Annotated in this window: 23 protein-coding genes; 4 read left to right on the top strand and 19 right to left on the bottom strand. The window is 70.5% G+C overall.

Annotation, left to right across the window (positions count from 1 at the left end; all coding sequences use genetic code 11):
• Window positions 1-58: 58 nt before the first annotated feature.
• Window positions 59-292: a hypothetical protein gene (locus tag ACBJ32_RS54600; RefSeq protein WP_375133583.1), complete on the bottom strand. Its 234-nt coding sequence runs from the start codon at window positions 290-292 to the stop codon at window positions 59-61.
• A gap of 77 nt (window positions 293-369) precedes the next feature.
• Between ACBJ32_RS54600 and ACBJ32_RS54595 the strand changes: the two genes are divergently transcribed.
• On the top strand, window positions 370-984 hold the full coding sequence (locus ACBJ32_RS54595) for a Uma2 family endonuclease (protein WP_375133582.1): 615 nt from the start codon (window positions 370-372) through the stop codon (window positions 982-984).
• 41 nt (window positions 985-1,025) lie between these two features.
• On the opposite strand, the gene ACBJ32_RS54590 is transcribed toward ACBJ32_RS54595, so the two are convergent.
• The 7 genes from ACBJ32_RS54590 to infC form a co-directional block, all read right to left on the bottom strand.
• Window positions 1,026-3,578 carry a phenylalanine--tRNA ligase subunit beta gene (locus ACBJ32_RS54590; protein ID WP_375133581.1) on the bottom strand — a complete coding sequence of 851 codons (2,553 nt, stop codon included), beginning with the start codon at window positions 3,576-3,578 and terminating at the stop codon, window positions 1,026-1,028.
• Window positions 3,578-4,618 (bottom strand): phenylalanine--tRNA ligase subunit alpha, encoded by a 1,041-nt coding sequence (pheS, locus tag ACBJ32_RS54585; protein ID WP_357876589.1) that lies wholly within the window; start codon window positions 4,616-4,618, stop codon window positions 3,578-3,580. Before pheS ends, ACBJ32_RS54590 begins: the two co-directional genes overlap by 1 nt.
• 132 nt (window positions 4,619-4,750) lie before the next feature.
• Window positions 4,751-5,812, bottom strand: a complete 1,062-nt coding sequence (locus ACBJ32_RS54580) for an ATP-binding protein (protein ID WP_375133630.1) — start codon at window positions 5,810-5,812, stop codon at window positions 4,751-4,753.
• Window positions 5,813-5,892: 80 nt separating this feature from the next.
• Window positions 5,893-6,696 (bottom strand): RNA methyltransferase, encoded by an 804-nt coding sequence (locus tag ACBJ32_RS54575; RefSeq protein ID WP_357876591.1) that lies wholly within the window; start codon window positions 6,694-6,696, stop codon window positions 5,893-5,895.
• Window positions 6,697-6,785: 89 nt separating this feature from the next.
• Window positions 6,786-7,169, bottom strand: coding sequence for a 50S ribosomal protein L20 (rplT, locus tag ACBJ32_RS54570; protein ID WP_043622113.1), 384 nt, complete (start codon window positions 7,167-7,169; stop codon window positions 6,786-6,788).
• Between the two features lie 27 nt (window positions 7,170-7,196).
• Window positions 7,197-7,391, bottom strand: coding sequence for a 50S ribosomal protein L35 (rpmI, locus tag ACBJ32_RS54565; RefSeq protein ID WP_043622108.1), 195 nt, complete (start codon window positions 7,389-7,391; stop codon window positions 7,197-7,199).
• Window positions 7,392-7,513: 122 nt separating this feature from the next.
• Window positions 7,514-8,191 (bottom strand): translation initiation factor IF-3, encoded by a 678-nt coding sequence (gene infC, locus ACBJ32_RS54560; protein WP_246546609.1) that lies wholly within the window; start codon window positions 8,189-8,191, stop codon window positions 7,514-7,516.
• Between the two features lie 247 nt (window positions 8,192-8,438).
• Here infC and ACBJ32_RS54555 point away from each other — a divergent pair, with 247 nt between their 5' ends.
• Both ACBJ32_RS54555 and ACBJ32_RS54550 read left to right on the top strand, forming a co-directional pair.
• Window positions 8,439-8,720, top strand: a complete 282-nt coding sequence (locus ACBJ32_RS54555) for a type II toxin-antitoxin system Phd/YefM family antitoxin (RefSeq protein WP_375133580.1) — start codon at window positions 8,439-8,441, stop codon at window positions 8,718-8,720.
• Window positions 8,717-9,139: a type II toxin-antitoxin system VapC family toxin gene (locus ACBJ32_RS54550; RefSeq protein ID WP_357876105.1), complete on the top strand. Its 423-nt coding sequence runs from the start codon at window positions 8,717-8,719 to the stop codon at window positions 9,137-9,139. Before ACBJ32_RS54555 ends, ACBJ32_RS54550 begins: the two co-directional genes overlap by 4 nt.
• Here ACBJ32_RS54550 and ACBJ32_RS54545 read toward each other — a convergent pair.
• The 11 genes from ACBJ32_RS54545 to ACBJ32_RS54495 all read right to left on the bottom strand — a co-directional run bounded on the left by ACBJ32_RS54545 (window position 9,114) and on the right by ACBJ32_RS54495 (window position 20,636).
• Window positions 9,114-9,968 (bottom strand): shikimate dehydrogenase, encoded by an 855-nt coding sequence (locus ACBJ32_RS54545; RefSeq protein WP_357876107.1) that lies wholly within the window; start codon window positions 9,966-9,968, stop codon window positions 9,114-9,116. The genes ACBJ32_RS54550 and ACBJ32_RS54545 overlap by 26 nt on opposite strands.
• 69 nt (window positions 9,969-10,037) lie before the next feature.
• Entirely contained in the window at window positions 10,038-11,186 is a 1,149-nt protein-coding gene (gene mltG, locus ACBJ32_RS54540) for an endolytic transglycosylase MltG (protein ID WP_375133579.1), read from the bottom strand.
• Window positions 11,187-11,397: 211 nt separating this feature from the next.
• Window positions 11,398-12,723, bottom strand: coding sequence for an endolytic transglycosylase MltG (gene mltG, locus ACBJ32_RS54535; RefSeq protein WP_375133578.1), 1,326 nt, complete (start codon window positions 12,721-12,723; stop codon window positions 11,398-11,400).
• 88 nt (window positions 12,724-12,811) lie between these two features.
• On the bottom strand, window positions 12,812-13,291 hold the full coding sequence (gene ruvX, locus ACBJ32_RS54530; protein WP_357876112.1) for a Holliday junction resolvase RuvX: 480 nt from the start codon (window positions 13,289-13,291) through the stop codon (window positions 12,812-12,814).
• 1 nt (window position 13,292) lies between these two features.
• Window positions 13,293-15,965, bottom strand: coding sequence for an alanine--tRNA ligase (alaS, locus tag ACBJ32_RS54525; protein WP_357876114.1), 2,673 nt, complete (start codon window positions 15,963-15,965; stop codon window positions 13,293-13,295).
• Window positions 15,966-16,125: 160 nt separating this feature from the next.
• Complete coding sequence (locus ACBJ32_RS54520; RefSeq protein ID WP_375133577.1) at window positions 16,126-16,359, bottom strand: hypothetical protein; 234 nt, start codon at window positions 16,357-16,359, stop codon at window positions 16,126-16,128.
• The gene (locus ACBJ32_RS54515) at window positions 16,356-16,757 is read right to left on the bottom strand and encodes a DUF948 domain-containing protein (RefSeq protein ID WP_357876116.1); all 402 of its coding nucleotides are present in this window, start codon (window positions 16,755-16,757) and stop codon (window positions 16,356-16,358) included. The genes ACBJ32_RS54520 and ACBJ32_RS54515 overlap by 4 nt, the downstream gene beginning before the upstream one ends.
• A gap of 85 nt (window positions 16,758-16,842) precedes the next feature.
• Complete coding sequence (locus tag ACBJ32_RS54510; protein ID WP_375133576.1) at window positions 16,843-17,646, bottom strand: oxygenase MpaB family protein; 804 nt, start codon at window positions 17,644-17,646, stop codon at window positions 16,843-16,845.
• A 185-nt stretch (window positions 17,647-17,831) separates the two neighbouring features.
• Window positions 17,832-18,587, bottom strand: coding sequence for a cyclase family protein (locus tag ACBJ32_RS54505; RefSeq protein ID WP_375133575.1), 756 nt, complete (start codon window positions 18,585-18,587; stop codon window positions 17,832-17,834).
• Window positions 18,588-18,699: 112 nt separating this feature from the next.
• Entirely contained in the window at window positions 18,700-20,004 is a 1,305-nt protein-coding gene (locus tag ACBJ32_RS54500) for a replication-associated recombination protein A (protein WP_357876122.1), read from the bottom strand.
• Window positions 20,005-20,156: 152 nt separating this feature from the next.
• Window positions 20,157-20,636: a DUF2231 domain-containing protein gene (locus tag ACBJ32_RS54495; RefSeq protein WP_375133574.1), complete on the bottom strand. Its 480-nt coding sequence runs from the start codon at window positions 20,634-20,636 to the stop codon at window positions 20,157-20,159.
• Between the two features lie 169 nt (window positions 20,637-20,805).
• Here ACBJ32_RS54495 and ACBJ32_RS54490 point away from each other — a divergent pair, with 169 nt between their 5' ends.
• A complete protein-coding gene (locus ACBJ32_RS54490) occupies window positions 20,806-21,726 on the top strand; it encodes a peptidylprolyl isomerase (protein WP_375133573.1) in 921 nt (306 codons plus the stop codon).
• Window positions 21,727-21,755: the final 29 nt, after the last annotated feature.

The raw sequence follows: 21,755 nt of genomic DNA, 5'->3' as shown, positions 1-21,755 counted from the left end.
CCCCACTCTCCCGCGCGAGCCCCGGCCCCGGGCCCGTGTTCGCTACCCGGCGAACCCCTCAGCCGACCTCACGCCACCCGTCGTACCGCTCGACCAGCTCGTCCACCTTGCCCAGCGCCTCGTGGTCCAGCCCCTCGACCACGACCAGCCACTGGGCGTCCTCGGCGTCGTCCTCCCCGGCCAGCGTCTCCCGCACCACCCGCGGCACACCCAGCCCGGGAAACCACTCCCCGAGCGTCTCGGCGACCTCTTCGGCGTCGTCCCTCTCGCCGAAAACGAGCAACTGAGTCATAGAACGGCCTTCTTAACTTCCCATCCGTGTCTTGACGTTCACGAGGCGTGAGCACAATAGATTGGTAGCGTTGAACCATGACTGCCGAAGCGGTGATCGTTACGATGACGCCTCCCTCGCTCCCCGACTGGGTGTTTCCGCCTCCGCAGGGCTTCGTCGCCGAAGACCTCGATCACCTTCCGGATTTGCCTGCGCACACAGAGTTGATTGATGGAAGCTTGGTCTTCGTGAGCCCTCAGCGACACTTCCATCAGATGGTCATTCGTCGATTGTGCAATGCCTTGGACGAATTCGTGCCGGCAGGACACGCAGTGGCTCAGGAGATGACCATCAAACTAGGTCCGCGGCAGCGCCCGGAGCCCGACATCATCGTCCTCGGCCCGAACGCGACGATTACCAGCGGGGTCACCTGCTTCGATGCCGCCGATGTCGTGCTCGTCGTCGAAGTGGTCTCGATCGAGTCCGAGCTACGGGACAGGTACCGCAAGCCCGTCCTCTACGCCGAGGCCGGGATTCCTCATTTCTGGCGTATCGAGGAGATCAACGAGAAGCCCGCTGTCTTCGTCTACGAGCTCGACCCGGCCACCAAGTCCTACGTCCCTGCCGGCGTCTGTCACGACTGGCTGAAGCGTACGGTCCCGTTCGACATCGACATCGACCTCTCTACGCTGTACATGCCCGGCACCCGCTGAAGGCCGGCACGGCACCCGCCGCACCGGCCCTCAACAGGCGTTCATCCGCGAAGCTGAGCCCCCACGCGATCGGCCGCCATCGCCACCGCCGCGTCCCGCGCCGCCGTCGTCTCCTCGACGGTCAGCGTACGGTCGGCGGCCCTGAACCGCATCGAGTAGGCGAGCGACTTGTTCCCCTCGCCCACCTGCTCCCCGGCGTACACGTCGAACAGCCGGATCGACTCCAGCAGCTCCCCTGCCCCGTCGCGCAGCGCGGCCTCCACATCGGCGACCGGCGTGAAGTCGGGCACGATCAGCGCGACGTCCTGCGTGGCCACCGGATACGCGGACACCGGGGGCGTCTGCACCGGCCCCGGCATGACGGCCTCCAGCCGCGACAGCTCCAGCTCCATCGCCGCCGTACGCGCCGGCAGCCCGTACGCCTCGATCACCCGCGGGTGCAGCTCACCGGCATGCCCCACCAGCGTGTCGCCCACGTACAGGGCGGCGCACCGGCCGGGGTGCCAGGGCTCGTGCTGGTCGGCGCTGATGGACAGCTCCACCCGCGCCTCGGCAGCCACCAGCCGGGCGGCCTGCACGGCGTCGGCCCAGGAGGCCGCGCGCCCGCCGCCCCACCAGCCGGAGCGCTCGAACTCGCCGGCCAGCACCACCGCGACCCGCAGCGGCTGGTCGGGCAGCGCCGCCTCGATGGAGGCGACCTCCTCGGCGGTCGGCCGCCGCTCGACGCCGAGCACGGGCGCCGCCTCCGGCGCGCCCGGGCGGGGCCGGTAGACCGAGCCCGTCTCGAACAGCGCCACGTCGGTGAAGCCGCGCCCGACGTTGCGGACGAGGGTCTTGAGCAGCCCCGGCAGCAGCGTGGTGCGCATCAGCGGCTCGTCCTCGGACAGCGGGTTGGCCAGCCGTACGGCCGCGCGCCGCGCGTCGTCGCCGGGCAGCAGCAGCCGGTCGAAGTCGTCGCCGCTGATGAACGGGTAGCTGAGCACCTCGACGTAGCCGCCCTCGGCCAGCGCCCTGCCGGCCCGCCTGCGCAGCCGCTGGCCCTCGGTGAGCCCGGCGCCGGCCGGGGCGGAGGGCAGCACCGACGGGAGGCTCTCGTAGCCCTCCAGCCGGATGACCTCCTCGGCCAGGTCGTTGGGGTCGGTGAGGTCGGGCCGCCAGGACGGCGGCGTCACCGTGATCATGTCGTCGCCGGTGACGGCCAGCCTGGCCGCCAGCGCGCCGCCGGTCACGACCCCGGTGGGGGCCACGCCGCCCTTGCGCACGGCGGGGTCATCGCCGTCGGTCACCACGCAGCCGACCTGCTCCAGCCGGGCGACCACGGTGTCCTTGGAGTACTCGACGCCGGCGACCCGGCTCGGGTAACCGGCCGGGATCGCGATGCGCGCGGGCTCCACCTCGACCTCGGCGTGCGTGACGCCGGGCTGCACGGTGGCGCCGCCCAGCTCGGCCAGCAGCTGCACCGCCCGCCACGAGGCGACGAGCGGCAGCTCGCGGTCCACGCCGCGCTCGAACCGCTTGGACGCCTCGGACACGAGCCCGTGCCGGCGCGACTCGCGGGAGATGCCGGTCGCGGAGAAGTGCGCGGCCTCGATGACGATGTCGGTGGAGGCGCCGGAGATCTCGGTCTCCAGGCCGCCCATCGTGCCGGCCATCGAGATCGGCCCCGACTGGTCGGTGATGAGGATGTCGTCGGGGTCGAGCTCGCGCACCACGTGGTCGAGCGTCTCCAGCCGCTCGCCGGCCACGGCCCTGCGCACGACGATCTCGCCGCGCAGCTTGGCCCGGTCGAACGCGTGCAGCGGCTGCCCCAGCTCCAGCATCAGGTAGTTGGTGATGTCGACGGCCAGCGACACGGGACGCATGCCGGCCCGCGTGAGGCGCACGCGCATCCAGAGCGGGCTCTGGGCGTCCGGGTCGAAGCCGCTCACCTCGCGCAGCACGAACCGGTCGCACGCCGTCGGGTCGGCGATCGAGGCGGGCCACGCGGGCGCGCTGTCGGCGGGCAGCTCGACGTCGGCGGGGTCGCGGAAGTCCACCCCGAACGCGGTCGCCGCCTCGCGGGCCACGCCGCGGATCGACAGGGCGTAGCCGATGTCGGGCGTGATCTCCAGCTCGATCACGTCGTCGCGCAGCCCGAGCAGCTCGACCACGTCGGTGCCGATCGGCGTGCCGGCGGGCAGCACCATGATGCCGTTGTGGTCGTCGCCCAGGCCGAGCTCGCGCTCGGAGCAGATCATGCCCTCGGACATGCGCCCGTACGTCTTGCGCGCCCCGACCTCGAACCCGCCGGGCAGCACGCCGCCGGGCAGCACGACGGGCACGCGGTCGCCGGCGACGAAGTTGGTCGCGCCGCAGACGATCTCGCGCGGCGTCGCCTCCCCCACCTCGACCTTGCAGTGCCTGATCGGCTTCTTGAAGCCGGTCAGCTCCTCGATCTCGAGCACCTCGCCGACCACGACGTTCTTGACGTCGTACCCGTGCGAGGTGATCGACTCCAGCTTGAGCCCGGCCGCGGTCAGCTTGTCGGCCACCTCGTGCGCGGTGACCGCCGGGAGATCGACGTACTCCCGCAGCCAGGAGAGCGGGACCTTCATCAGATCTCCATTCCGAACGGGAGGGTGAAGCGGATGTCGCCCTCGACCATGTCGCGCATGTCCTCGGCGTTGTGGCGGAACATCAGCGTGCGCTCGATGCCCATGCCGAACGCGAACCCGGAGTAACGCGTGGGGTCCACGCCGCACGCGATGAGCACGCGCGGGTTGACCATCCCGCAGCCGCCCCACTCGATCCAGCCCTCCGACTTGCACGTGCGGCAGGGCGGGTTGCCCGGCACGGCCGAGGCGCCGCGGCAGACGAAGCACTTGAGGTCCATCTCGGCGGACGGCTCGGTGAACGGGAAGTAGTTGGGCCGGAAGCGGGTCGTGATGCCCTTGCCGAACATCACCTCGGCGAACCGGTCGAGCGTGCCCTTGAGGTGGGCCATCGTCAGGCCCTCGTCGACGGCCAGGCCCTCGGTCTGGTGGAAGACCGGGGTGTGGGTGGCGTCGAGCTCGTCGGTGCGGAACGTCTTGCCCGGCGAGATCACGTACACCGGCAGCTCGCGCTGGAGCAGCGCGCGGATCTGCACCGGCGAGGTCTGCGTGCGCAGCACCATGCCGGACTCGGTGGACCCGACGAAGAACGTGTCGTGGTCGGAGCGGGCCGGGTGGTCCTTGGCGATGTTGAGCGCGTCGAAGTTGAACCACTCGCCTTCGAGCTCGGGACCCTCGGCCACCTCGTAGCCCATCGCGACGAACGCGTCGGCGATGCGTTCCTGCAGCGTGGTCAGCGGGTGGCGGGCGCCGCGCGGGCGACGGTCCCACGGCAGGGTGACGTCGACGGTCTCCTCGACGAGCACCCGCGCGTCGCGCTCGGCCTCGAGCTCGGCCTGGCGCGCGGCCAGGGCCTCGTTGATCGCCTTGCGGGCGCCGCCGACCCGCTTGCCCGCCTCGGCGCGGGCCGCCGGGGGCAGGGCCCCGATCTCGCGGTTGGCCAGGGCGATCGGCGAGCGGTCACCCGCGTGCGCCAGCCTGGCCTGCTTGAGTGCGTCGAGGTCGCCGGCCGCCTTGATCGCCGCGATGGCGTCGGCCTCCATCCGGGACAACTCGTCGGCATGCAACGGTGTCACCTCGACGGGATCGTAGTCAGACAAGAGTGGGCTCCGTATCCAGGGCTTGAGCGGAAAAGAGTCTAGTGGGACCCGCCCACCGGGCCCGAACTCGACGACCTAGACGCTGGCGAAGTCGGGCGTGCCGGTGGGCACGGTAAATCGGAACTCCGCCCCTCCCTCGGGCGCGCGCTGCACCGTGATCGTGCCGCCATGCGCCTCGACCAGGCCCTTCACGATGAACAGGCCCAGCCCGGTGCCGCCGCGGCGGCGGCTGTTGCCGCCCCGCCAGAACTGCCTGAAGACGCGCGGAGCCAGCTCGGGCTCGATGCCCTCGCCCTCATCGCGCACCGACACGGCAACTCCCCATCCGACGGACTCGATCTCGATTGTGACAGTGCCACGCCCATGGCGCAGCGCGTTTTCCACCAGATTACCCAGGATCTGGTCGACTTTGTCCTGGTCGAGCCACATCTCCGGCAGGTCGTCGCCCACGACGAGCCGGAACCGGTCCTCCGCCTCGCCGGCGGCCACCCGGCCCGCGATGAGCCTGCGCGCCCTGGCGGGCAGGTCGACGACCTGGCGGCGCACCTCCAGCCGCCCGGACTCGATGCGCGAGACGTCGAGCAGCTCGGTGATGAGCCGGGTGACGCGGTCGGCGTCGTTGTTGACCGTCTCGAGCATGACGCGCTTCTGCTCGTCGGTGAAGCGGGTCCACTTGGCCAGCAGCGTCGCGGTGAAGCCCTTGACGCTGGTCAGCGGGGAGCGCAGCTCGTGGGCCACGGTCGAGACCAGGTCGGCCCGGCTGCGCTCCAGCCGGGCGCGGGCCCCGCCGTCGCGCAGGGTGATCGTGACGCGCTCGACCTCGCCGGCGCGCTCGGGCTCGCGCACGAGCCTGGCCGCCACGTACAGCTCCTGCCCGCCGGGCAGGTGCAGCGGCCGCTCCGGGGCCCGGCTCCTGGTGCGCAGCCCGCCCTCGGGGTCGAGCGCCTTCCACCAGTCGCGCCCGTCGTGGTCGCGGAACGGGAACACGTCGCTCATGTGCCGGCCGACCGCGCGCTCCATCGCGACGCCGGTGAGCCGCGAGGCGGCCCGGTTCACGGCCAGGACGCACCCATATCGGTCGGTCACGATAAGGCCGTCGGGAAGATCGTCGATGGCTATCGTGCACGCGGCGGCCACTACTCGCCCGTCGGTGTCTGCGCCGTGCACGACCTCGCCTCCTCCGCCTACAACGCCGACAATAGCGGGTTTCCCGCCACCTAGGGCACCCGCTGAGCCCTCGCCGAGGAGTAAAGGCATACCGCCGCGGCGGTGGCCAGGTTCAGGCTTTCAGCCTGTCCGTAGATGGGTACTCTGACCACATCGTCCGCCTCGGCGAGTATCTCCTCCGGCAGTCCCCAGGCCTCGTTGCCGAAGATCCACGCGGTGGGTCCCGAAAGATCCACATCGTCGAGCGTGTGCTTGCCCGCGCCGTCGGCCGCCAGCACGCGCAGGCCCCGCTCCCTCAGTTGACGCACGGCGGCGCCCACCGGTGCACCGATCGTGACGGGGAGATGGAAGAGGCTGCCGACGCTCGCGCGCACGCACTTGCCGTTGTACGGGTCCACGGAGGCGTCGGTGAAGATCACCGAGTCGGCCCCGGCGGCGTCGGCGGCCCGCATCACGGTGCCCGCGTTGCCCGGGTCGCGTACGTGCGCGAGCATCGCGACCAGCCGCGGCTCGCCGCTCAGCGCCTCCTCCAGCGGCACGTGCACGAGCCGGCAGACGGCCACCAGCCCCTGCGGGGTCACGGTCTGGGAGAGCTCGGACATGACCTCGCCGCTGGCCCGGTGCACGGGCACGCCCCGGCGCGCGGCCTCGGTGACGATCTCGGGGTGGCGCAGCTCGGCCTCGGCCGTGGTGAACAGCTCCAGCGTCACGTCGTCGAGCCTGAGCGCCTCGCGCACCGCCTGCGGCCCCTCGGCCAGGAACTTCCTGTCCTGCTCGCGGAAGGCGCGCTTGGTGAGCCGCCTGGCGGCCTTCACCCGCGGCGACCTGACGTTGGTCAGCTCGGACCCGGCCAAAACTTCCCCCACTCGTACAGACGGCAACCGTTCAGACAGCAACAAAGGGCCCACCGGCATCGGTGGGCCCCTCGGTCAGATCAACCGCTTCAGCTCGCGGCCGGAGCGTTCACGTTCGCCGGAAGCGCCTTCTTGGCGGCCTCGACGAGCGTGGCGAAGGTCTGGCTGTCGTTCACCGCGAGGTCGGCCAGGATCTTCCTGTCGACCTCGATGTTGGCCAGACGCAGACCCTGGATCAGGCGGTTGTAGGTCATGCCGTTCTGACGAGCGGCGGCGTTGATGCGCTGGATCCACAGACGACGGAAGGCGCCCTTGCGGTCCTTGCGGTCCCGGTAGGCGTACGTCATCGAGTGGAGCATCTGCTCCTTGGCCTTGCGGTAGAGACGCGACCGCTGGCCACGGTAACCGCTCGCCCTCTCGAGGACGACCCTGCGCTTCTTCTTGGCGTTGAGCGCCCGCTTCACGCGTGCCATGTTTCTTCTCCCCGGGGAAAGTTCGCGCTACTTGGCGAGCAGCTTCTTGATCTTCTTGGAATCGGCGTCGGAAAGGACGACCTCGTTCTTGAGACGGCGCGTCAGAGTGGACGACTTCCACTCGTTGTAGTGCGCGCGGTTGGCACGGCGACGCTTGATCTTGCCGGTGCCGGTGAGCCGGAACCGCTTCTTCGCACCGCTGTGCGTCTTCATCTTCGGCATGTCGCCGTCTCTCCTCGTTTCGGTCGTGCCGGTGGCCGGGCCGGTGCTGGCCGACCCGGTCGCGGCGTCTAACGTCTGCCGGTGGCTGCTGGGGTGCCTGTAAGGCTAACCCCAACCGCGGGTCACTCTTCCGGTACGGAAGGCTCCTCGCCGCCACGCTGTGCCTTGGCTGCGGCCTTTTCGGCCTTTGCCTCGGCCTTCTTCTTGTGCGGACCGATCACCATGATCATGTTACGACCGTCCTGCTTGGCGTGGGACTCCACGAAGCCGAGCTCCTGGACGTCGTCCGCCAGCCGCTGCAGCAGCCGGAAGCCGAGCTCCGGCCGGGACTGCTCGCGTCCGCGGAACATGATCGTGACTTTGACCTTGTCCCCCGCCTTGAGGAACCGCACCACGTGACCCTTCTTGGTCTCGTAGTCGTGCGGGTCGATCTTCGGCCGGAGCTTGATCTCCTTGATGATCGTGTGCGCCTGATTCTTGCGCGCCTCGCGCGCCTTCATCGCGGACTCGTACTTGAACTTGCCGTAGTCCATGAGCTTGCACACGGGCGGTCGAGCCGTGGCCGCGACCTCGACGAGGTCGAGGTCGGCCTCCTGGGCGAGCTTCAGGGCGTCGTGAATCGAGACGATGCCTACCTGCTCGCCGTTCGGGCCCACGAGGCGAACCTCGGGAACTCGGATACGCTCGTTGATGCGGGGCTCAGTGCTGATGGGGCCTCCTAGGTTTGCGATCCCTACGTGCTCGTCGTATCGGAGCTTGACGCATTCCCCCGAATGCGAAAAGCCCCGCACGTCGCGCATGCGGGGCCACTGAGCTCTGTGGCTTTCGTGGCCTCGAGCTCCCCGGAGTAGTCCGGCGTGATCCTGGACCCGGCCGCCTTTCGGTGACTCGGGTGGGAGGGAGACCTCCGCTTGCGCGTCCAGCAAAGCATGCCGGACCGATCAGAGAGCTACATTACCACAACGCTGAGGCTTGCTCGAATCATCCCCGCTGGCGGGAACCCCTGCACTAAGCTTCTGTCCAGGAAACTAGTCAGAAAGAGGCTATATGGCCGCGGAACGGGCCGAAACGGCCACATGGCAGGTTCAAGAAGCCAAGCAGCGCTTCAGCGAGGTTCTCAGACGGGCCCACGATGAGGGACCTCAGGTCGTCAGCAAGCATGGAAGGAATATCGCGGTCATCCTCGACATGGACGAGTACCGCAGGCTCACGAGCACCGAGCCGGAGCCGGACTTCAAGGAGTTCCTGCTCAGCGCCCCTGACTGGCCCGACGACCTGGAGATCCCGCGCAGCAGGGAGCTTCCGCGAGAAGTGGACCTCGGCTGGTGAGCGTCGGTTACGTTCTCGACACCAACATCATCTCGGAGGTGCGGAAGCCGCACGGCAACTCGGACGTCAAGGCGTGGGTGGCGTCCTCCCTCGGGCCGACGCTCTACCTCAGCGTCATGTCGATCGGTGAGATCCGCTGGGGCATCGAACAGCGCAGGCGTCGCGACCCCCAGCAGGCGCTGATCCTCGAACGCTGGCTGGCACGGCTGTATGCCTCCTTCGGGAGCAGGATCGTCCCCGTCACCGAGGACATCGCCGAGGAGTGGGGACGTCTGTGCAACCAGCGGCCGCGAGGAGCCTCTGACATGCTGATCGCCGCCACGGCCAAGGTCCATGGCTGGAGCGTGGTCACCCGCAACGTGAAGGACTTCGCGGACACGGGGGTGATCGTGATCAACCCGTTCGAACTGCTCGCCTGAGGATCTCAGCCTCCCCAGCGGCACGCATGGCCTCCACCGGCACCTCCGCGAAGCCGGTCATCAGCTGAACCTGCCGCACCGCCTGGTGCAGCAGCATCTCGAACCCCCCGACCACGATGCCGCCCGCGGCCGTGACAGCCGCCGCCGCGTCGGTCGGCCACGGTGAGTAGATCACGTCGAAGAGCGCCGGCACCCGCGCCAGCCGGCTCGCGAACGCGTCGGCCGCCCGGCCCGGCAGCGTGGACACCACGAGGTCCACCCCGGTGAACGCGTCGAGCTTGTCGAACGTCTCGACCGCCAGCGCCACCCCCAGCCGCTCGGCCACCGCCGCGGTCTCCCCCGCCCGCGCGCGATCGCGCACCAGCAAGGTGGCCGAGTACAGCCCGAGGTTGCGCAGCGCCGCCAGCGCGGAGGCCGCCGTGGCGCCGCCGCCCAGGATGGTCGCCGAGCGCGGCGCCGGCACCCCCGCCGAGGCCAGCGCCTGCTCGATGCCGTAGACGTCGGTGTTGTCGCCGTGGCGCCGCCCGTCGCGGAAGACCACGGTGTTGGCCCCGCCGACCTCGACGGCCAGCTCGGAGACCGTGTCCAGCAGGGGCAGCACGGCCCGCTTGAGCGGCATCGTCAGCGACAGGCCCGCCCAGGCGTCGTCACCGGCGCCCGCCTGCCCGCGTACGGGCCTCAGCTCGGCCAGCAGCCCCGGCAGCCGCGCCTCGTCGCACTCGAACGCCTCGTAGCTCCACCCGTCGAGCCGCATCGCCTGGTAGGCGGCCCTGTGCAGGTAAGGCGAGAGCGAATGGCCGATGGGCGACCCCATCACCGCAGCCCGCATCCCCCACTCCTTCCGAACGGGACGACCCTATCGCCCCGGCCCGCCAGCACGGGCCGGGGCGGGCGCGGGTCAGCCTCCGTTCGCCCGGAGCTTGGCCTCGAGCTGGCGGAACTCGGCCTCCGTCGTGGCGAACTCGGTGACGTTGCTCTTGGGGTCGGTGGCGACGAAGTAGAGCCAGCTCCCCTTGGCAGGGTTCAGCGCGGCCTCGATGGCGTGGTCGCCGGGGTTGGTGATGGCTCCGGGCGGCAGACCGTCGACGTAGTACGTGTTGTACGGGTGCTTGGTCTCCGTCTCGGCGAAGGTCGCCTTGGTGCGGAACTTGCCCAGGGCGTACATCGTCGTGCTGTCCATCTGCAGCTTCATCGGGAGTGCGAGCCGGTTGTAGATGACCCGGGCGATCTTCGCCATGTCCTGCGTCCGGCCGGCCTCGGCCTGCACGATGCTCGCGATGACGATGATCTCCTGCGGCTTGAAGCCGAGCGCCTTGGCCCCGCCTTCCAGGTCCACCGTCTCGGCCGTCTGGTTGAACCGCTTGACCATCGTCGCCAGCATCTCTTTGGGCGTGGTCTTGGGCTGGAACTCGTACGTGGCGGGGAAGGCGTACCCCTCGAGGTTGCCCTTGGCGTACGACGGCAGGTCAAGGTCCTCGGCGTCCTTGGCCGCGGCCTGGAACTCCTTGATCGGCTTGCCGGTCTCCTCGGCCAGCTTGGCGAGCGTCTGCGACAGCCGCAGCCCCTCCTCCAGCGTCACCTTGGCGAGCAGCCGGTTGGCCGGGACGAGCATCGCGGCGGCGCTGGCGGCCGACATCTTCTTGCGCAGCTTGTACTCGCCGGGCTGCAGGGAGGCGCTCATGTTCGCGTTGGAGATGGCATTGGTGAACGCCCTGGCGCTGGCGACGACCCCCTGCCGCTCCAGCTCCTGCGCCACCTCCGAGGCGCTCTGACCCGGCTTGATCTCGATGACGACCTCGCCGGTCCCCTGACCGGTGAAGTCGTCGGGCACGAGAGCGTCGTTGAGCCACATGTAGCCGTAGTAGCCGCCGCCGCCGATGATGCCCGCCAGGACGACGAACGCGAGCAGCGGTGCGATGAATCTGCCCCGGTTGCGGCGGCGGCGCCGCCTGCGGCTGCCACGTCGGCCGGAATTCCGGGAGCGGCGCCGGGACGAGCCTTCGTCGTCCTCGGCGCCGAGCAGGGTGTTCAGGTCGAGATCGTTCATAGGTGCGCTGGCCAATCTCCCGGTACCGCCGGTCGGACGTCAAGCGGAACTGCCCAACCGGCTGGTGTCACCGAGCGAAACTGGGGGAGCCGCCGTGCGCACTGCACCGCACGGCGGGGATCACTCTGGGTAGCCATGCTAGGGGACGGAAAGAGGACACACGCCCCACTTTGGGACCTTTGTGCGGGAAGGTAGGGGGTCCCATCGAACATCAGCTCGCCCCGAGGTTCTTGTTCAACTCTTCCCGGTATCTCACGAACTCGCTCTCTTTGCTGGTGAATTTGGTGATTCTATGCGCTGGATCCGTCGTTACAAACCACCGCCAATCACCTTCGGCAGGGTTCAGGGCCGCCATCAGCGCCTTCTCGCCAGGATTGGCGATGGGCCCGGGAGGCAGTCCTTTGTGGCGATAGGTGTTGTAGGGGGAGTTCACCTTGGTGTCACGCTCCGTGACCTTCAGTGTCCTTCTGTTCTGCGCGTACAGGACCGTGCTGTCGATCTCCAGCGGCATGTTCCTCGCCAGCCGGTTGTAGATCACCCGCGAGATCTTCGGATAGTCCGCGTCGGTGCCGCCCTCGGCCTGGATCAGGCTGGCCACCGTGACGACCTGCAGCGGCGTCAGGTTCACCCGCGGCGCCTGCTCCTCCAGGCCCACGTGCCGCGCCGCGGCGGCGAAGCGCTCGGCCATGGCCGCCAGCACGTCCACGGCCGTGTCGCCGGGCTCGATCTCGTACGTGGCCGGGAACAGGAACCCCTCCAGGCCGTTGGCGTACTCGGGCAGGCCGACGAGGGCCGTGTCCACGCCCTTGAGCGCCTGCAGCGACAGCCCGGCCTGCTTGGACAGGCGGGTCAGCACCTCCGACACCCGCATGCCCTCGGGCACGGTCACCCGCCGCACGATCCTGGCGGCCGGGCTGAGCAGCAGGTCGAGCGCCGCCCCCGCCGCCATGCCCTTGCGCAGCCGGTAGTGGCCGGGCCGCAGGCGGTCGCTGACCGCGCGGTCCTCCGTCACGTTCACGAACGACCGCGCACTGGCCACCACCCCGGCGTCGGCCAGCGCCGAGCCGATCGCCTCCGCGCTGGAGCCCGGCGCGATCCGCACGGTCACCGCGCCGCTGCCGGGCCCGTCGAAGTCGTCGGGGCTCAGGTACGGCTTGAGCACCGCGATGGCCCCCGCGCCCAGGGCCAGCACCCCGGCCAGCAGGCCCGCGGAGAGCAGGCCCACCTTGCGCACGGCCCGCCGGCGGGACGCCGGCAGCGGGATGACCTCCGCGTCGGCGGCGGCCTGCCCGGCCTCGGGCTCCGGCTGCCCCGGCGCGGCCTGGCGGTCTCCTTCGCCCGTCCCCGGCCCGCTCTCCGACCATCGGCCGTCCGGCGACCCGCCCTCCGGCGACCCGGTCTCCGATGAACGGTCTTCCCTTGGCCGGCCCTCTCCCGACCGGCCCTCCGAGGCCCGGCCCTCTGCCGGCCGGTCCTCCGAGGAGCGGAACGGGATCACGTCGCCGAGGTCGTCCTCGTCCCCAGGTGTCCCGTTCACGAGATCACCTCGCGACCGGCGGCGAGCGCACGCCCCGCCTCGCCCGTCCGGTGCGTCCCAGCGGGACGGACCCCCGTCGTCCGCCCGCTCATGAGGCAGGTCCGTCGGCCGCTGTGGGCGGTTCGACGGGCCTGCCTGGTGGTCTTTCCGTGGCGCGCTCGGAGTCGAGCGCGTCCTGCAGCAGCACGACGGCCGCCGCCTGGTCGACGACGCCCCGCTGCTTCTTGGCCCGCACGCCGCTGGCCCGCAGCCCCTGCTGCGCCGCGACCGTCGTCAGCCGCTCGTCGAAGAGCCGCACGGGCGTGGGCGCCAGCTTCGCCGCCAGCTTGGCGGCGAACTCGCGCGCCAGCCCCGCGGCCTGCCCCTCGCGCCCCGACAGGGAGGTGGGCAGCCCCACCACGACCTCGATCGCCTCGTGCTCCGCGACGATCGCGGCGATGCGGTCAAGGTCGCCCTTGCCCCGCCTGACGGTCTCGACCGGCGTGGCCAGCAGCCCGCTGGGGTCGCTGCGGGCCACGCCGACACGTACGGAGCCGACGTCCACGCCGATCCGTGAACCGAACCTCATGTCAGCCGAGCTGCCCAGAAATCGCCTCTTCGACCAGGCGCAGCGCGTCGCCGATCGCCTCCGGCCGCGTGCCGCCGCCCTGTGCGACATCGTCCTTGCCGCCACCGCCACCCCCAAGAGCCTTGGCGGCGACGCCGACCAGCTGTCCGGCCTTGAGCCCCCGCTCGCGCCCCGCCTCGTTGACCGCGGCAACCACCACCGGCCGGTCGGAGGGGGCACCGGCGATCACGACGACCGCCGGCCTGTCGGCCGGGAACCTGCCACGCACATCAAGCGCGAGCTTACGCAGGTCATCGGCACCGGTTCCATCAGGCGCGCGGTGTGTCACCACGGAGACACCCTGGAGGTCGCGAGCCTGGGACACCAGCTCGCCCGCCGCCTGGAGCACCTGGGCCGAGCGGAGCTTCTCCAGCTCCTTCTCCGCCGTACGCAGCCGGGTGACGATGCCGTCGATGCGCTCGGGCAGCTCCTCGCGGCGCGCCTTGAGCTGCTCGGTGAGCTGCGCGACCAGCACGCTCTCGCGCGCCAGGAAGCGGAAGGCGTCGAGGCCGACGAGCGCCTCTACGCGGCGCACACCCGCGCCGACCGACTGCTCGCCGAGCACCTTGACCAGGCCGAGCTGGCCGGAGCTGTGGACGTGGGTGCCGCCGCACAGTTCGCGCGAGTAGTCGCCGATCTCGACCACGCGGACCTCGTCGCCGTACTTCTCGCCGAACATCGCCAGCGCGCCCATCGCCCTGGCCTCCGCCTGCGAGGTGTAGAACGCGTTGACCTTGAGGTCGTTGACGAGCACGGCGTTGACCTCGTCCTCGACGTCACGCAGCACGCTCGGCGGCACCGCGCCCGCGGAGGTGAAGTCGAAGCGGAAGCGGCCGGGAGAGTTCTCCGAGCCGGCCTGCGCCGCCGTCTCGCCGAGCGCGTTCTTGAAGCCGCGGTGGACGAGGTGGGTGGCGCTGTGGCTGCGCGAGATGGCGCGGCGGCGCTCGATGTCGATCTCCGCCTGCGCCTCGTCGCCGACCTTGAGCTCGCCGGTGCGGATCTTGCCGCGGTGCACGACGAGGCCGGCCAGCGGCGTCTGCACGTCGACCACCTCGACCTCGGCGCCGCTGGTGCGGATCACGCCCTGGTCGGCGAGCTGGCCGCCACCCTCGGCGTAGAACGGGGTGCGCTGCAGCACGACCTCGACCGTGGTGCCCGCGCCCGCCGCGGGGACGGGCAGGCCGTCCACGAGGATGCCGACCACGCTGGTGTCGGCCTCGGTCTGGTCGTAGCCGAGGAACTCGACCCGGCCCGCCGTCTCCAGGAGCTGCCCGAACACCGAGATGTCGGCGTTGCCGGTCTTCTTCGCCGCGGCGTCGGCCTTCGCCATCTGCCGCTGCTCCTTCATGAGGCGGCGGAAGCCCTCCTCGTCGACCTGGAGCCCCTGCTCGGCCGCCATCTCCAGCGTCAGGTCGATCGGGAAGCCGTAGGTGTCGTGCAGCTTGAACGCCTGGTCGCCGGAGATCGTGGTGCCGGACTTGCGCTTGGTCTCCTCGACCGCCACGTCGAAGATCGCCGTGCCGGTGCGCAGCGTGCCCAGGAACGACGCCTCCTCGGCGTCGATGACCGAGTGGATCTGCGGCGCGTCCGTCCTGAGCTCGGGGTACTGCTCGCCCATGACGTTGATCGCGACGTCGGTCAGCTCGTGCATGTAGCGCTCGTCGCCCGAGCCGAGCAGCCGCAGGTTGCGGATCGAGCGGCGCAGGATGCGGCGCAGCACGTAGCCGCGGCCCTCGTTGCTCGGCAGGACGCCGTCGGCGACCAGCATGGTGCCGGTGCGGACGTGGTCGGCGATCACGCGCAGGCTGACGTCGGCGCGGTGGTCGCGGCCGTAGCGGGTCTTGGTGAGGTCGGCCGCCCTGTCGAGGATCTTGTAGGTGGTGTCGATCTCGTAGATGTTGTCGACGCCCTGCAGGATCGCCGCCATGCGCTCCAGGCCCATGCCGGTGTCGATGTTCCTGCTCGGCAGCTCGCCCGCGATGTCGAAGTCGACCTTGGAGCGGACCTGGCTGAGCTGGTACTGCATGAACACGAGGTTCCACACCTCGAGGTAGCGGTCCTCGTCGGCGACGGGGCCGCCCTCCTTGCCGTACTCGGGGCCGCGGTCGTAGTAGATCTCCGAGCAGGGGCCGCCGGGGCCGGGCACGCCCATGTGCCAGTAGTTGTCCTCCAGGCCGCGGCGCTGGATGCGGTGCTCGGGCAGGCCGACCTTGTCACGCCAGATCTCGAACGCCTCGTCGTCGTCGTGGTAGACCGTCGCCCACAGCTTGTCCTCCGGGAAGCCGAAGCCCCCGTCGGACTCGGACTTGGTCAGCAGGTCCCACGCGAACGGGATCACTTCCGCCTTGAAGTAGTCGCCGATCGAGAAGTTGCCCAGCATCTGGAAGAACGTCGCGTGCCGGGTGGTCTTGCCGACCTCGTCGATGTCGGGGGTGCGCACGCACTTCTGCGCGGTGGCCAGCCGTGGCGCCGGAGGCTTTCGCTGCCCCAGGAAGTACGGCTTGAACGGTGCCATACCCGCGTTGACCAGGAGAAGCGTCGGGTCCTCAGCGATCAGGCTGGCCGAGGGCACTACCTTGTGCCCACGCTCCTCGAAGAAGCGCAGGAAGCGGCGCGCGATCTCTGCCGACTCCATGGTGGCCATCCTTTGCTGTAGTCAGTTGTTTTCTAGCGTTGGTCGCCGTCTTCGGCGACGCCGGCGCAGCACGTGCCGGCACCGGCGCCGGCCTCTCGGCAGGCGCCGTCACCTGCGGTCGCCGTCAGCAGCGGGTCACCGATTCCGGTGGCCGCCGCCTTCAGCGGTTGCTGTCCTCAGCGTTGTCGAGCCCGAAGCGCGCTCGCAACTCCGTTTCGCGCTCCGCGGCCTCGCCGAACGCGTCGGAAGTAAAGTCTCTCACCCTCCGGAGCATCCCCGCCGCGCCGTCGGCGGTCCTGCGCGCGACGTGGTCGGGGTGCAGCGCCTGCAGCCTGCGCATCACCCAGAAGGCCAGGAACGCGCCGAGCGACAGGTAGAACAGCCTTCTTATCATCGCACTCGTCCCTGCTTGGGCTGTCTCGCGCGGGGCCGGGGCCGGTTGACGCGGCGGGCCTCGATGGCGCGGCGCACGCCGTAGCCGAGCGAGGACACCTTGATCAGCGGGCCGGTGAAGATGGTCTGCGTGACCGCGCTCAGCTTGGCCGCGTGCCCGCTGACCTGCTTGACGTCCTTGGCGATGGCCTCCACCGCGACCAGTTGCCTGTTGGTCTCGTTGACCGTGACGCTCATGTCGTCGAGCAGCGGCGCGAGGCGGTTGTTCAGGTCGGAGACCGCCTTGGTGGTCTCGGTGAGCAGCCTCGCGAGCTTGACGAGCACCATGGCCATGACGCAGACCAGGACCACCCAGCCCGTGGCCGCGATCAGCCCGGCTACCTCTCCAGCGGTAAGCATCCGCTCATCTCCCTCGTACGCTGGGCCGGAACGGCAAGACCCTATCGCGTTCGAGTGACAACGTTAGTGGCGAGCGCGACCCCGATCAGGCCGCCACGTCGGCCCCTGGCACTTCCGTGACCGCGCGCATGAGCCCCCGTGCCGCCCTGATCTCCGGCGCCACCAGCCGTTCCGGCAGCGCCATGGCCGCCGAACGCAGCCCCTTGAGCGCCACGTCCGCCGCGTACCCGGCCGCCCGGTTGCCGCGGCAGCCGTACATCTGCCTGGCCCACGCGGGCAGCGTCGCGAACGCCAGCGCGCCCACGGCGGGCAGCGAGCCGAGTGCCAGCGGCGGCTCGACGAACGCCAGCCTGAGCGACAGCTGCGGGCTGAGGCTGCGGCGCAGCGCGTCGCGCGCCTCGTCGGTGGCCGACAGGTACGGGCGCATGCCGTCGAGGTAGTCGTCCAGCTCCCCCGTGTCGCGCGGGACGTCCCCGAGGCCAACGAGGCGGGCGCTGCGGCACTGCTCGGCCACGTACGCGTCGCGCTCGGCCGCGGTGAGCCGGACGCCTGAGCGCCTGGCCACCTCCAGGTGCGAGCAGACCTCCACGCAGTGCACCCAGCGCAGGTTCTCCTCCTCGTTGACCCGGAACAGGGTGCCGGTGTCGGTGTCGAGGCCGATCAGGCGGGCGTGCACCCGGCGCGCCCGCTCGGCCGCGTGCTCGGCCTGCTCCCGGGTGCCGAACGTGCGCACGGCGATGTAGTCGAGCTGCCGCCGCAGCCGGGCGCGGGCCACCTCCGGGTCGTCGAGCAGGCAGTTCTGGGCGATGCCGCGGATGGTGCGGGGGTGCAGGGACTGGAGCTGGAAGGCTCGTACGGCGGCCGGCCAGCCCGGCGTCTCGGTGTGCACGCGCCAGGTGATCGACCGGGGGCCGAAAAGGCCTCCGCCGGGGGTAACCGTTGCCTTCACATGGTGGTGATTCCCCGAGATCGCTTGCTTAGTACGACTTTGCACGATTCGACGGCGAAGCGTTACGGGGGCGGAACGCGCACCGGCCGGGCTGCGCGAGCGGAGGCGGGCGCGGACGGTCCTGGCTACGTGAGCGGGAGGCGGGCGTAGGCGCGGACCGGGACGCGGCCGACGCCCAGGAGGCGCGGGGGCGCGGCCGTGAACAGTGCGCCGGTCGGCGGGAGCCGCTCCAGCCCCGTCAGCCTCTCGACGACGGGGACGCCCGCGCCGAGCAGCGCCTCGCGCGCGGGGCGGGCCTCGCGCGCGCAGTCGTCGAGCCCGTCGGCGTCGGTGCCGACCAGCACCGCGCCGTGCTCCACCAGCCAGGCGGCCGCGCCGGCGGCCAGGCAGTGGCCCTCGCGTACGCCGGTGTGCAGGAGCACGGCGTGGCCGCGTACGTCGAAGGGGGCCAGCGAGCCGACCCCGATGGGGCTGCGCCGCGCGCCCGTCACCCGCACGACCACGGCGGGGAGGTCCACCGCCTTGACCAGCTCGACGGCGGCCAGGTCGCCACCCGGGGCCTCCAGGTAGGTGCCGCCCTCCTGCGGGAGGTGGTTGAGCTCGACCAGCCTCCCCCGCCCGTCGCCGGAGGCCGGCTGCCGGGTGTGGCGCGGCTCGGACGGGCCGCCCCTGGTGCCCTTGTGCGGCTCGGAGAAGATCCGCACGTTGGTGAGCTTCACGGTGTCGGTCATGAGCAGGCCCAGCGACGCCACGAACAGCGTCGCGATGTCGGCCTCCGAGGTGTCCGGGCCGGGCAGGTCCACCCGGAAGCCGTGAACGGTGAGATCTCCGCCGTTGCTGAAGGCGATCGCGGCGTCGAAGGAGGCGCGGTACTCGGTCATATCCTGATCAACCTACCGCGCCCCGCACCACCGCCCGGGCACCGCCACCACCCCCGGCACCGCATGGCGAGCGCAGCCCGCGTGGCGGGACGATGGGGTGGCGGGCGGGTGGTCAGGACGGCTTGCGGAGGAAGTCGCGGATCTTCGCCCACCGCTCGGCCACCGGCGCCTCGGCCCCGTGCCGGGTCGGCTCGTAGTAGCGCCGCTCCCGCACCTGCTCCGGCGCGTACTCCTGGCGCACCAGCCCGTGCTCGAAGTCGTGCGGGTACTTGTACCCGTCCCCGTGCCCGAGCTTGGCCGCCCCCGGGTAGTGGGCGTCGCGCAGATGCCCGGGGACCTGCCCGATCAGCCCCTTGCGCACGTCGCCGATCGCCGCGCCGATGGCCTTGACGACGGCGTTGGACTTGGGCGCCATCGCGCAGTGGATGACGGCGTGCGCGAGGTTGATCTGCCCCTCGGGCAGCCCGATGAGCTGCACCGCCTGTGCCGCCGCCACGGCCGTCTGCAGGCAGGTGGGGTCGGCCATGCCCACGTCCTCGGAGGCGAAGATGACGATGCGGCGGGCGATGAAACGCGGGTCCTCGCCGGCCTCGATCATGCGGGCCAGGTAGTGGAGCGCGGCGTCGGCGTCGGAGCCGCGCATCGACTTGATGAACGCGCTGATCACGTCGTAGTGCTGGTCGCCCTGGCGGTCGTAGCGGACGGCGGCCTTGTCGACGGCCTTCTCCACCACCTCGACCGTGATGTCGTCGGCCAGCAGCGCCGCCGCCTCCAGGTACGTCAGGGACCGCCGCGCGTCGCCGCCCGCGAGGCGGACGAGATGTTCCAGGGCCTCGGGGGCGAGGGTGGCGCGACCGGCCAGGCCCCGCGGGTCGGACACGGCACGCTGGAGGACGGCGCGCACGTCGTCGTCCGACAGGGACTCCAGCGTGAGCAGCAGCGAGCGTGACAGCAGCGGCGAGATGACCGAGAAGAACGGGTTCTCGGTGGTGGCGCCGATGAAGGTGACCCAGCGGTTCTCCACGGCGGGCAGCAGGGCGTCCTGCTGGGCCTTGTTGAAGCGGTGCACCTCGTCCACGAACAGCACCGTCTGCCGGCCCGTCATGCCGAGCTCGCGGCGCGCGTTGTCGATGGCGGCGCGTACGTCCTTGACGCCCGCCGACACGGCGGAGACCTCGACGAAGCGGCGCTTGGTGACGTTGGAGACGACGTAGGCGAGCGTGGTCTTGCCGGTGCCCGGCGGCCCCCAGAGGAACAGCGACATGGGAGCCTCGCTCTCGACCAGGCGCCGCAGCGGGGTGCCGGAGCCGAGCAGGTGCCGCTGGCCGATCACCTCGTCGAGCGTGCGGGGGCGCATGCGCACCGCGAGAGGCTGCGGGGTGGCCTCCTCAGCCGCCGAGTCGAACAGGCTATCCACAACGCGAGATTACACGCTGCGGCGCACCCGCCGGTCCGCGTCGCGTCCACGCATCCCGCCGCTCCACGTCACGACCGCGCACCGCAGCCGGCCCGCGTCAGGATCGCGCACCGCAGCCGCGCGTCACGGCCGCGCACCGCAGCAGGCCCGCGTCACGACCACACCGCTCTGGCGCCCGAGTCGCCCGCCTGGAAGACGTAGTAGCCGGAGACGGCCGCCAGCACCACCGTCAGCACCGAGAGGATCATCGTGACGGGGCGGCCGAAGCGGTCGCGGCCGACGGAGTCGCGGGCGGGGCGGGTGGCGTACACGAGCAGCAGGGCCGCGACGCTCAGCCCGAGCACCGACATCAGCAGCGGGGTGGCGAAGCTCTGGTGGGTGGAGATGCGGGCGGCCATCTCGCCCTCCGCCGTGCCGAAGCGGGCCGCCTTGAGGCTCTCGCCGCTCTGCCTGGCCGAGAAGACCGCCGCCGGCACGGCCAGCGAGAGCAGGACCACCGCCCACGCGACGTTCGCCCGCCAGCGCGGCAGCAGCGCGTAGGCCACCGCGACCGCGACGAGCAGCGGGGTCAGCACCACGGCGAAGTGAATGATCAGGGCGTGCGCCGGCAGGCCCAGGATCTGGTCGAACATGGGGCGCCTCCTTAGTGCTCATTTCAACTACGTACGCGGACACCATAAGGTTCGCGATCACAACAGTCGCAGGTGCGGCTTTCGCCACTTACGTCCGTCACATATCGGGGGCCGGTAGCATTCGCGGAGTTGTTTGGTCATGCGTTGGCAAAGACGAGAGGACATAGCGGTGAGCGGCGACGACCGCCAGAACGAAGAGGACCGCCAGAAAGAGCTGGCGCGGGAGCACAAGGAACGGCAGGCGAAGCGCGCGGCCGAGCAGAGCGCCAAGGCAAGGCGGAACACCTTCATCGGCGCGGCTGTGGCCGTCGTCGTGGTCGCGGGCGGCATCTTCGCCGCGACCACCCTGGTGGGCAACGACGGCGCGAGCAACGCAGCGGCCGAGAGCACGCCCTCGGCCTCCGCCTCCGCGTCGGCCTCGCCGTCAGCCGCGTTGCCGACGGCGCTCCCGAGCAGCACGCCACAGGCGGCGAAGAACATCACCTGCACGTACAAGCGGGACAAGTCGGTCCCGCACAAGTACGTCGGGCTTCCTCCGAAGAAGCCCAACATGAAGCTCTCGACGATGACGGTGAAGACCAACCACGGTGACATCGTCATCGACGTGGACCCGAACGCCACCCCGTGCTCGGTCAACTCGATGGCCTTCCTGGCCAAGAAGGGCTTCTACGAGGGCAACAAGTGCCACCGCCTGGCCAAGCCGGAGACCTCCGGCCTGTACCTGCTGCAGTGCGGCGACCCCCAGGCCAAGGCCGACGGCAAGAACAAGACCGACGGCCAGGGCAACGCCGGGTACGTCTTCGGGGACGAGGCCGTGGACGTCATGCCGTACAGCAAGGGCGTGGTCTTCCTGACCCAGCCGCTGGACGCTGCGGGGCAGAACAGCAGCCAGTTCGCCATCTCGCTGTCGGACGAGAACACCCAGCTCGAGCAGGTGTACTCGGTGCTGGGCGTGGTGAAGTCCGGCCTTGAGATCATCGAGAAGGTCGCCGAGGGCGGCGTCATCGTCAACCCAGACGACATCACGGGCGACGGCGGCTCCACCGCGCCGAAGATCCCGATCATCATCGAGAAGGTCACCCTGAAGTAGGGGACCTCACGAGAAAGGGCCGAGGCGCT

It is taken from the genome of Nonomuraea sp. GTA35, assembly GCF_041950525.1.
Taxonomy (GTDB): Bacteria; Actinomycetota; Actinomycetes; order Streptosporangiales; family Streptosporangiaceae; genus Nonomuraea.
Note: the sequence above shows the minus strand (reverse complement) of the source record. Positions and strands in the feature narration are given on the sequence as shown.

What these genes read in the sequence shown, in the direction of transcription:
- ACBJ32_RS54590 (WP_375133581.1), bottom strand. Translation starts at nt 3,578, where the DNA reads ATGAAGGTCCCGCTCTCCTGGCTGCGGGAGTACGTCGATCTCCCGGCG.
- ACBJ32_RS54520 (WP_375133577.1), bottom strand. Translation starts at nt 16,359, where the DNA reads ATGATAAGAAGGCTGTTCTACCTGTCGCTCGGCGCGTTCCTGGCCTTC.
- mltG (WP_375133579.1), bottom strand. Translation starts at nt 11,186, where the DNA reads ATGAACGATCTCGACCTGAACACCCTGCTCGGCGCCGAGGACGACGAA.
- ACBJ32_RS54555 (WP_375133580.1), top strand. Translation starts at nt 8,439, where the DNA reads ATGGCCGCGGAACGGGCCGAAACGGCCACATGGCAGGTTCAAGAAGCC.
- ACBJ32_RS54600 (WP_375133583.1), bottom strand. Translation starts at nt 292, where the DNA reads ATGACTCAGTTGCTCGTTTTCGGCGAGAGGGACGACGCCGAAGAGGTC.
- ruvX (WP_357876112.1), bottom strand. Translation starts at nt 13,291, where the DNA reads ATGAGGTTCGGTTCACGGATCGGCGTGGACGTCGGCTCCGTACGTGTC.
- rpmI (WP_043622108.1), bottom strand. Translation starts at nt 7,391, where the DNA reads ATGCCGAAGATGAAGACGCACAGCGGTGCGAAGAAGCGGTTCCGGCTC.
- infC (WP_246546609.1), bottom strand. Translation starts at nt 8,191, where the DNA reads ATGCGCGACGTGCGGGGCTTTTCGCATTCGGGGGAATGCGTCAAGCTC.
- ACBJ32_RS54545 (WP_357876107.1), bottom strand. Translation starts at nt 9,968, where the DNA reads ATGCGGGCTGCGGTGATGGGGTCGCCCATCGGCCATTCGCTCTCGCCT.
- rplT (WP_043622113.1), bottom strand. Translation starts at nt 7,169, where the DNA reads ATGGCACGCGTGAAGCGGGCGCTCAACGCCAAGAAGAAGCGCAGGGTC.
- pheS (WP_357876589.1), bottom strand. Translation starts at nt 4,618, where the DNA reads ATGGAGGCCGACGCCATCGCGGCGATCAAGGCGGCCGGCGACCTCGAC.
- ACBJ32_RS54515 (WP_357876116.1), bottom strand. Translation starts at nt 16,757, where the DNA reads ATGCTTACCGCTGGAGAGGTAGCCGGGCTGATCGCGGCCACGGGCTGG.
- ACBJ32_RS54595 (WP_375133582.1), top strand. Translation starts at nt 370, where the DNA reads ATGACTGCCGAAGCGGTGATCGTTACGATGACGCCTCCCTCGCTCCCC.
- ACBJ32_RS54505 (WP_375133575.1), bottom strand. Translation starts at nt 18,587, where the DNA reads ATGACCGAGTACCGCGCCTCCTTCGACGCCGCGATCGCCTTCAGCAAC.
- alaS (WP_357876114.1), bottom strand. Translation starts at nt 15,965, where the DNA reads ATGGAGTCGGCAGAGATCGCGCGCCGCTTCCTGCGCTTCTTCGAGGAG.
- ACBJ32_RS54495 (WP_375133574.1), bottom strand. Translation starts at nt 20,636, where the DNA reads ATGTTCGACCAGATCCTGGGCCTGCCGGCGCACGCCCTGATCATTCAC.